General features: G+C 60.7%; 7 protein-coding genes and 3 pseudogenes. 5 read left to right on the top strand and 5 right to left on the bottom strand.

Annotated elements, in window-relative coordinates; genetic code table 11:
• Together J8I87_RS42515 and J8I87_RS45490 are read left to right on the top strand one after the other, a co-directional pair.
• Positions 1-316: hypothetical protein (locus J8I87_RS42515; RefSeq protein WP_209938558.1), on the top strand; the 316-nt coding region annotated here is incomplete at its 5' end.
• Positions 317-404: 88 nt separating this feature from the next.
• Positions 405-509 (top strand): annotated as a pseudogene (locus J8I87_RS45490) (lytic transglycosylase); the annotation flags it as partial.
• 143 nt (positions 510-652) lie between these two features.
• On the opposite strand, the gene J8I87_RS42510 reads toward J8I87_RS45490, so the two are convergent.
• The 3 genes from J8I87_RS42510 to J8I87_RS42500 form a co-directional block, all read right to left on the bottom strand.
• Complete coding sequence (locus J8I87_RS42510) at positions 653-2,599, bottom strand: ATP-binding protein (RefSeq protein ID WP_209938557.1); 1,947 nt, start codon at positions 2,597-2,599, stop codon at positions 653-655.
• Positions 2,596-2,745, bottom strand: coding sequence for a hypothetical protein (locus J8I87_RS42505; RefSeq protein ID WP_209938556.1), 150 nt, complete (start codon positions 2,743-2,745; stop codon positions 2,596-2,598). The genes J8I87_RS42510 and J8I87_RS42505 overlap by 4 nt, the downstream gene beginning before the upstream one ends.
• A gap of 249 nt (positions 2,746-2,994) precedes the next feature.
• Entirely contained in the window at positions 2,995-4,281 is a 1,287-nt protein-coding gene (locus tag J8I87_RS42500; RefSeq protein ID WP_209938554.1) for a hypothetical protein, read from the bottom strand.
• Positions 4,282-4,637: 356 nt separating this feature from the next.
• On the opposite strand from J8I87_RS42500, the gene J8I87_RS42495 reads away from it, so the two are divergent.
• The 3 genes and pseudogenes from J8I87_RS42495 to J8I87_RS46585 form a co-directional block, all read left to right on the top strand.
• The gene (locus J8I87_RS42495) at positions 4,638-5,552 is read left to right on the top strand and encodes a PD-(D/E)XK nuclease-like domain-containing protein (RefSeq protein ID WP_209938553.1); all 915 of its coding nucleotides are present in this window, start codon (positions 4,638-4,640) and stop codon (positions 5,550-5,552) included.
• A gap of 74 nt (positions 5,553-5,626) precedes the next feature.
• Positions 5,627-5,744 (top strand): annotated as a pseudogene (locus J8I87_RS46590) (IS6 family transposase); the annotation flags it as partial.
• A gap of 86 nt (positions 5,745-5,830) precedes the next feature.
• Positions 5,831-5,926, top strand: a pseudogene (locus J8I87_RS46585) (DDE-type integrase/transposase/recombinase); the annotation flags it as partial.
• A gap of 1,076 nt (positions 5,927-7,002) precedes the next feature.
• On the opposite strand, the gene J8I87_RS42485 reads toward J8I87_RS46585, so the two are convergent.
• Together J8I87_RS42485 and J8I87_RS45885 are read right to left on the bottom strand one after the other, a co-directional pair.
• The gene (locus J8I87_RS42485) at positions 7,003-8,160 is read right to left on the bottom strand and encodes an IS110 family transposase (RefSeq protein ID WP_209938552.1); all 1,158 of its coding nucleotides are present in this window, start codon (positions 8,158-8,160) and stop codon (positions 7,003-7,005) included.
• Positions 8,161-8,279: 119 nt separating this feature from the next.
• A complete protein-coding gene (locus J8I87_RS45885; protein ID WP_209938551.1) occupies positions 8,280-8,552 on the bottom strand; it encodes an integrase core domain-containing protein in 273 nt (90 codons plus the stop codon).
• Positions 8,553-8,681 lie beyond the last annotated feature (129 nt).

Raw genomic sequence — 8,681 nt, 5'->3', positions numbered from 1 at the left:
CGCGCAATTGCGCGGCAACGGCGACGGCCGGAACGAGCTGTACGACCTCTTCCTCCAGATGGAGGGGATCGGAAACGGACTGTTCGAAAAGAATGGCGACGTCTTTGACGCCTATGCAGCGGCGATGTCCGGCACAAAGCTCACGCCGGCGTCTGCGTGGCTGCTGGTCTGCCTAGGTCGGGCAATGAACAGCCTGGAGGCAATCTCCCAAAGGCTCGCCAAAGTCGCCGCGAAGTACGACATGGACCCGCCGGGCTCCAACGGGGCACGTGGTCGACGCATTCAACCCAGCTTTCTTTCGGAAAACAGGCCGTGAACGCTCTCGTCGACAGGCTCCCTCGGCTTGCGGCGGTGAAGCCCGGAGCGGCATTCGATAACGCCGCCCGCCACTCGATCAAACGAACGTGCTTTGTGCTATTGCGTGGTATGAGTCCAAGGGAGACCCGTGCTCTCTGCATCGTAACGCGAACGGATCAAACGGTATGGGGGAGTTGCAGATTAACTCCATCGAACACAATGCCTGAGAATGGGTTCCTTTTCCCACACGGAAGTAATCGGATATGGCTTCAGCCAGCAGAGACGCCCGTTTATGCTCAACAAGGGCGGCAGGCCGCTGGTTATCAGCGTCCTGTCCTCAGGGAAGCTGCAGCATCTAGTTACGGGAGATGGTCTCGCTAGCCTCGATGATGTCGGCGATGGTGAGGCTTCCTTCTTCGCCGTCCACTATTCTCACCGCGCGCTGGTTCACCGCCCCCTGGAGAATTGCGTCGACGTTCGCGATCGACTCCCCTTTCAGCGTTTCCACGGCTCGGTTGAGAAACCCGTTCAACGGCTCGATGTCTCGCTTTTCCAGCCAAGCCGAGACATACCCCCGGATGCCCGCGTCATCCGGCAACTCGAAGCGGACCTTCTCGGTAAAGCGCCCACCACGCATCGCCGCTTCATCGATCTCGTCAACGAAATTCGTCGCGGCGACGAACACAATATCCGGCGTTTTTCCTGTCGCCCCGTCGATTGTGGTCAGGATCCTATTCGTCAATGGCGTGGTATTCGACAACTGACGGTTCCGCAGGATGTCGTCGGCTTCGTCCAGAAACACGATCACCGGGCGGATGTCCCTTGCTTCACGGATCAGCTTGTCCCACGAAGACGGATCTGCTATCACCGCACTGCCCGTGATCTGCAGGAACGCCCAACCCGTTTCCTTCGCCAGCGCCCGGGCTGCCTCGGTCTTGCCGGTCCCCGGAGGCCCGTAGAATACGATGCCAGTCGGCGCCTTACCACCCTTCTCTTCAATCAGGTCGAGCTTCGCCATTCGGGTGGCAATGGCCCTCAGGCGCTTGCTCGATGCAACCGGAAGGATGATTTCGTCAAAACCTTTGGTGCCTTCCGGGATCTTGCCTGCGCGTCCCTGCAATGCTCGCATTGCAGCCATGAGATCGTCGAAGCCGAAGGAACTGCGGCTGGACTTGCGCTTCATTTCCCTGACTTGCTCACCGACCGACTGGATCCGCTTGCTCGAATAGCCCACCCAACGCGTTGCCGCACGCTCGATCGCGCTGTGCGGGACGTTCGCATGAGGCACGTGGCGCCTGAGTGACGTCTCCAGAAGGGCAATCCGCGCCGGTTCATCCGGCGCAGGAACTTCGATCTTGAAGTCAAAGCGCCCTTCACGCATGCTGGCCGCGTCCAGCTTGTCGAGGTAATTCGTTGCCGCGACGACGACAACCCGATACGCCCGGATATCGACCAGTTCGGTCAGCAGCGCGTTAGTGATCTTTCCTTCTTCGCCGCTCGAGTCCGTCATCCCGGCGCGATCGAGTAGCATGCTGTCGGCCTCGTCAATGAACAACATACACGGGGCATGAGCCTTGGCATCGGCGAAAGCCTGCACAATACTTTCCGTCGTCTGATTCTTCCACCGGCTTGCGACATCGCTGCTGCGCAACCTGATAAGTGGGAGCTTGAACTCCCCTGCAAGGCATTCCGCGAACCCGGTCTTACCGTTGCCCGGCTCGCCGTGCAGCAGAATACCGTTACGCGGGTCCTCGCCATCACTGCGTTCCGCCAGGATGTCCGTCACAGCGTCGCGCAGCCGGCCTTTCAGATCTTCCATACCGACTAGGGCGTCCAGCGTCTTGCGAGGCGTTGCGGCCGCGAGATGAGGAAGCGGCGTGGTTACAGGAACATTATGTTTAAGATACCTATCTAAAGCCCGCGCACGATTTTCGGCGACTTCCGGAAACTTACAAGCGAGCCATGGATAGAGCGCGAGGATGGGAAAAAAACCTGCGAATCCCCAGAACTCGCCGGCCGACGCACCTCCCGACCGCAAGGCAATCCAGCTGAACGCGAATACCGTGAGCGCGACATGGGCCACTGAACGAACCCAGATAGCCGCGAGTCCGAGGACCGCGATCACGATCGAGGCCACGTGACCGTAAAGCACAACATCATGCGCGGACTGGTGCGTGGCAAACAACTGCCACGTTTCCCAGGCCCAGGCGATGGCGGCGCATACCGAAAAGATAACTAGCCCGATGACGGCCACGCCCAGCAGCGTGTCGAGCGGATTTGAGCGATCGTAGTAGCCGTTCATCGTCCGCCTCCGCGGACGGCCGATTGGGCCGCGTCGAGGTGAGCCTTGGAATTGCTCGCCGACGGGTCAACGTTCAGGCGGACATTGTAGTACCAGCCGTAACAGGCCAGCGCCGCGAACAGGATGGTGCGGTAGAGGATAGTCACGTTTTCGATCTCCTTATTCCGTAGCCTACGCGATCGGAGTCTGGAAACAGGCCGCCTTGAACGGACAAGGTGAGGAAGTGATAAACGAGCGGAATCGTCCCAGAGGAGGGCCAGAGATTCTGGCCCGAACATGCCGACCATGAATACAGGTGGCTGCTCGATCAACGTCCCGGCGAGCGTTACCCCGAGCGCCCGTGGAACGGAAACACGACCAACCGCGCAAAGCTCCGTTTCTACGAAGGCCATGGTTCAAAATGCTGTTGCCTGTGCATTCGACCGCGGCATTTCCGGGATCGATGCCAGCTCTTCCATCGCGACGCGCGTAATGGGCGCCCCTGGGCTCAAAGGACTGACTGCGCTGCTCACAACACCGGCGGCTTCCACTACGCCGATCACCGGAGCAGGAACAAGCTGAAGCGGACGGACACGCTGAACCGCTCCAGTTGCCACCGTATCCGTCTCCGGCTCATCCTGCGGTTGCTCAATGCTGGCAGCAGTCTGTGCTGCCACCCGCATTCTGTGACGGGCGCCGCTCACGGGTGCCACCTCAGACAATCGGGGCACCCGTTCTCCCGTGATCTGTTCGCCTGCCGTACCCGGCCCTCCCGCCAGGACTTGATGGGGGTAACCTGCCGCCACATGTGAAGGTTGGGCATTTTTTTCCTGTGGAGAAGGGACAATGCCGCGGCCGTAAAAGTCCCGCACCTCACCGAACTCCTCGGGCGGAGCAAACTGCGAGTTCCTTTTCAACTCAAGCATGGCTTTCTCCAGACGCTCCTGGTCGAAGCCGGCTTCCTGCTGTTCCTTTTCATATTCAACGGCCATCCGGACGGCGTCGAACGGCGCCATGCCGCGCCGGAGAACCAGATCTGCGTAAAAGACCGGGCCGCCCATAGCATCGGCCGACGCGGTGTTGCGCATCTTCAGTGACATCGGAATACCGACAAGACGCCCCCCAAACGCCGCGTGCATGGCATGCAACTTTGCGACGAGTGTCTGGGCTGTGTTTTTGCCTGCCGAGTGCAGCACGAATACCGAGAACGGATCACCCTGGCCTTCGATGCGGAAGATCAGCGACGTCCGGCGTTGGCAGAACACGTCCTGCGTGTTACCAAATGGGCACTGATCGCAACCGGGGCATTCAGCTTCCTGCGCCCGGTTCACGTCGATGATCCGGATGGCTGTTTGCCCGTCCCCGACGCAGACTCGCTTGCCGTCCGACAGTCGCCTTGCCTCGAGCTGCTGCGTAAGAAGCAGTTCCGGATTGTTGTACGGCAATTGGATCGGGATCTCACGAAGTCTGATCCCTTTCTGTCCTTCGCCCTCCTCTCCGAGCCTGGTCTCCGCAAGCTTCTCCAGGAGTTGATCGTGCAGCAAGTGCTTCGCCCACGTTCCGTCGGGGCTTTTCCGTCGGGTATGCACTTCGAAATAGTCGAAATGCAGAAGCTCGTCGGGCGCACCGGCTTCGCCCGTGCGAACGTCTCCCATACGAACCGTGCCGAGAATAGGCGTGTCAAATTCGAGGCCAGATACCATTGCTTCCTCCATTAGCAGGTGGAGATCATTTCAGCAGAGCGTTGTCCGCTTTCTAGCCCCGTCGTTCAGTGCTGACGTTTCCTGCTCCAGACCGCCGATTTTCCTGTCAGGAAGCGGATGTTCCGATCGAGTTGCGCGATCCGCTGTGTAGATGTGCGCGGTACGCTTGCTCCTCGATGTATCGGGCCACGCGTTCAGTCATGATTCGCACGCCGGCGCTGACCGCCATCCATCGCGTATCGACACAAGACTGCCGTCCGATGTCCTGTCGCTATGGAGCGACAGGTCCTCGTCGCGCGGGGACTTGAATCCGCGCCGTACCCGGCTACGCTCGTCTCAGAAAGGAAGGGGATGACATGAACGCACTTTCGACCGAGGCGAGACTCGCCGGCACGACGATATGGCAAGGCCAAAAGAAAATCACATTCGGACGGGACCCGGCCAGCTTCACTATGCCTGTGACCGACGACGAATACCGCGGCAACCTCGAATACGTTTCATCTACCCAGCTCAAGTCGATCCTGAAAAGTCCGCAGCACTTCCTCGCGACCGTGCATGGAGCGGGCAAGGATACGCACGCGCTCGAATTCGGCCGACTGACGCACATGGCCATTCTTGAGCCGTGGCGTTTCGAGGATCTCGTTCTGCCTTTCGACGGCGAATTCAATCGCCGCCTCCGGGAATGCCGGCGCTTCATCGCCGGTCACCCGAATCACATCGTCATTAGTCAGGGGAAGCACGACGCGATTTTGTCCATGCGCACCGCCGTGCGCGCACATCGGTTCCGCGGCCGCCCACTGGCCGACTGGTTTGATGAGGCCGAAGCGGAAAAAGCGTTCTACTTCGTTGAGCGGGTAACAGGGGTCAAGTGTCGTATCAAGGTCGATGCCCTTCACCCGAAGTTCATCTTCGACCTCAAATCGACAGCGGATGTACTGCCGAGGCCGTTCAACTCGTCTGTGCTGAACTACAGTTACGACCTGTCCGCATTCATGTACCAGATGGGCGTCCAGTACTTCACCGGAGAAGAGAGGCCATTTATCTTCGTGGCCGTTGAAAAGGAGGCTCCGTACAGCGTGATGGTTTACACGGCTGGCGATTCGCTTCTCGAAAACGGAGCTCAAAAGTTTGAGGATGCCCTGAATCGACTTAAGCATGCTCGCAAGCACGATTCGTGGCCCGGATACGCGGGCGAGTACGTGCTCGAGGTCAACCGCTGGTACGAGTACAGGTCGAACCATCTCATTCTGTGCGATGGCGCCTCAGGGTAAGCGGACAGGTAACCACTTCTACTCCCCGCAGGATCGTTTGTTGACGCACGCCTCTCTGGCCAGGATCCCCGCCGCTGACGTGCGTGCGCTGGTATGTGGCGTATCCGCTGAGCCTTCGACACCTGGAAGAGATGATGGCGGAGCGCGGAATCTCGGTCGACCATTCAACTGTGCACCGTTGGGCCATCAAGCCTTGATATACGTTTCATCCCATCTGCCAACTCCGACCGACGGCTTTCTTGTGGCGGCGAAAGGCCTTCTCCAGGACCGGCAACACCGTCCGAGGCCAGTGGAAATATTTGTATCGCGCAGTCGACAAGGAGGGTAACACGGTGGATTTTCTACTGCGTGCCCATCGTGACAAGGCCGCGGCGGCGCTACTTCGAAAAGGTCAATCGAGCAAAACGGCGAACCCGAGACGGTGACGATAAAAGCGGTGCGAACCTGGCCGCGCTGGATGCTCTCAACGCGGAGCGGGAAACACCGATCAAGATTCGCCAGACTCAAGCAACGGTACTTCCGGCGAGACGGGAACCGGGACCGGATTTTTGCAACGAAGGGCTCACCGAGGGCGTCCCCCACGGTGTGCAACTCTTCCACGCAGCGACGGTTGCGATACGGCGACATGTCAAGATCCTTGGACTGGCCAATCCGTTTGACCCAGCATGGGATACGTACTTTGTCCGCCGTCGAACCACCGATACGCTCCGCCGGGAGACCCGGTGCCCACCAAGGTGCTGACGGAATGGCTTGAGCCGTATGCGGGGTGACGGTTCTTAGGGGGCGGCGGCGCAGCAATGCGCCGCTGCTACCCGACCGTCAGAATGCTGGCGGGGATGGAGCGGTACCCATTTTGTGGACGCCATGAATTGGCTTTTGAGAGTTATCCACGGCCGGTCGGCGGGTCGCCTTCTATGAGCGGAAAGTTGTCAAGGTTTTTAAGGGCTGCTGATAAATTAACCGACGACGCTGACCAACCTTGCCCGGGGGTTGGTCTCCCGTGCGCAGAAGGACGAGGGCTGGGGTCAAGGGCAGGCGGAAGCCTGGCGGAGCGAACCCTTGACGCCGCGAGGGGGGAACATGCTGGTGTAGGCTGGCGAGCGCAATGTCTGGCCGCTCGCCAGCCTTACCTGCGCATTCAGTGCCTGCCGTTCCCACGGATTCCAACCTCCGTCAACCCCATTGCTGGGGATCCGGTCTACGTCCTGGTCTGAAGTGGTCATCGCGCGCGTCGGACCTGACGTCCGACCTCCTTCTATCCGCTGGCGCTGGGCCAGCCTCATCCTATGCGCATTACGCCGGAATCTTTTCCGGGAGCATGCCCCATCTGTAAAATCGGTTACGTCAGTAACCCGGCGACCCGACGGGCATGTTCACTTCAAACCGGTCCATACGTCAGTTTCCGCCTCTTTGCATGATTGCCCTTGTTGCGCGGTTGCCTTCGCCGGGCTCAGATCGACTTCATCTGCGCCCCTTCGGGGATAACGCCGTCCTTCAGGTAACGCCACAGGGCAATCGCCAGTCGCCGTGCCACCGCGACGATGGCAATGCGTCGGGCACGGCGGTTGGGGCCGGTGCCCTGGGTGCGCCGGTTGAACCACTGGGTGAGTGCGCTGCCGGGCTGATAGCGCAGCCAGGTCCACGCCATCTCGACCAGCAGCGCGCGTACGTGCCGATTACCTTGCCTGCTGATGCCCTGGTTGGTCTGGCTCTCGCCGCTGTCATACGGTTGGGGCACCAGCCCGACACAGGCCCCGACCTGGCGCCGGTTGCTGAACTCACGCCAGAAGAGCTCGAGCGCAAGGCGCGACGCTCCCACTTCGCCAATGCCTTTCAGGCGCGCCAGGGCATTGCTGCGTGCACGCGCGGGTGCGGGCACACTGGCCTGGCGGGTCTTCTCGAGGACGGCAAGCTGCTGCGCGGCGAACGCGCGCCGTTCGCACTCGCGCAGCAGCCGCTCGCGCAGTTCCGGCGGCAGGGGCGTGCCGTCGTGACACCGGACCTCGTCGCGCGCCAGCCGCTCGGCAAAGGCGCGATGCGCGACGTCTTCCCAGCAGCCGAGCGTGGCCAGCGGCTTGCGCATGCGGTCGAGGTGCTGCAGCACTTCCTTCTGCAGCTGCCCGCGTTCGCGCATCAGGTGGCGCGACGCTTCATCCTGCGCGGACGGCACGTGAACCACGTGCATGCGGTCGCGCTCGCCACGCAGCCACGCGCGCAGGTTGATCACCAGCTTGATGGCATCGAGCCGGTCGGTCTTCGCGCGACGCCTGTGGCGCTGCACCGGAATGCTGGCCGGATCGACGACATAGCACTCGACGTGTTGAGCCCGCAGCGCACGCCAGATCCAGAACGCGTCCTGACCGGCCTCGTAGCACACGACGATGCGCACGTTGACCGGAAGCGACCACTTCTGGCGGTGCGCGTCGATCAGGTCGAGCACCGCCTGCAGCCGCGCGGCGGCCTGGGGCTGCGCCACCGTGTGGACAGCTGGCTTCTCGCGCCGGCCGTCGTGCAGCGCGACCTTCCACGAGGCGGCAGCGAGTTCCAGTGACACGGCCAGCACGAGCGCTTCCGGGTGGTGCGTCGCGTATGTCTGAACTGTGCGCATGATCCCCTCTCCTTTCAGTAAGGCTCAACAGGTCGATTTTAAGGATTGGCCTGTGTGCCCCCCTGCATAGGATCTGTCACGACCACGAGGCCGGCCGGCGGTGGGTAACTCGACACTCGTTATGACGCGGGTTCCTCCTTGCATTTGTTCCCGGCGCGCCAGCGCCGCTCGAATTCACTCGGGCTTACGTAATTCAACGATGAGTGCAGGCGTTCAGTGTTGTAGTACGTGAGGTATTCCGTAATGGACAACCGTGCCTGTTCGCGCGTGGCGTAGTGCTCTGGATACACGCACTCGACCTTTACCGTGCCGTTAGCCGATTCCATTGGTGCGTTATCCCAGCAGCTCGCCTTGCGGCTCATTGAGACGGTGATGCCGCGCGCAGCAAGCACCTTGCGGTACTCCTTGAACCTAAGTTGGGCCCCCCTGTCAGAATGATGCATGTGTCAGCGTCGGATAAATACTCCCCACTTTCGTCGAAGTAATTTTCCCCAGTTGTCGCTGGTGTTGCGTAGCGCGGC

It is taken from the genome of Paraburkholderia sp. LEh10, from assembly GCF_017814945.1.
Taxonomy (GTDB): domain Bacteria; phylum Pseudomonadota; class Gammaproteobacteria; order Burkholderiales; family Burkholderiaceae; genus Paraburkholderia.
Note: the sequence above shows the minus strand (reverse complement) of the source record. Positions and strands in the feature narration are given on the sequence as shown.

Excerpts from the sequence above, each read along its gene's own strand:
- J8I87_RS42510 (WP_209938557.1), bottom strand. The coding sequence starts at position 2,599 with ATGAACGGCTACTACGATCGCTCAAATCCGCTCGACACGCTGCTGGGC.
- J8I87_RS42500 (WP_209938554.1), bottom strand. The coding sequence starts at position 4,281 with ATGGTATCTGGCCTCGAATTTGACACGCCTATTCTCGGCACGGTTCGT.
- J8I87_RS42495 (WP_209938553.1), top strand. The coding sequence starts at position 4,638 with ATGAACGCACTTTCGACCGAGGCGAGACTCGCCGGCACGACGATATGG.
- J8I87_RS42485 (WP_209938552.1), bottom strand. The coding sequence starts at position 8,160 with ATGCGCACAGTTCAGACATACGCGACGCACCACCCGGAAGCGCTCGTG.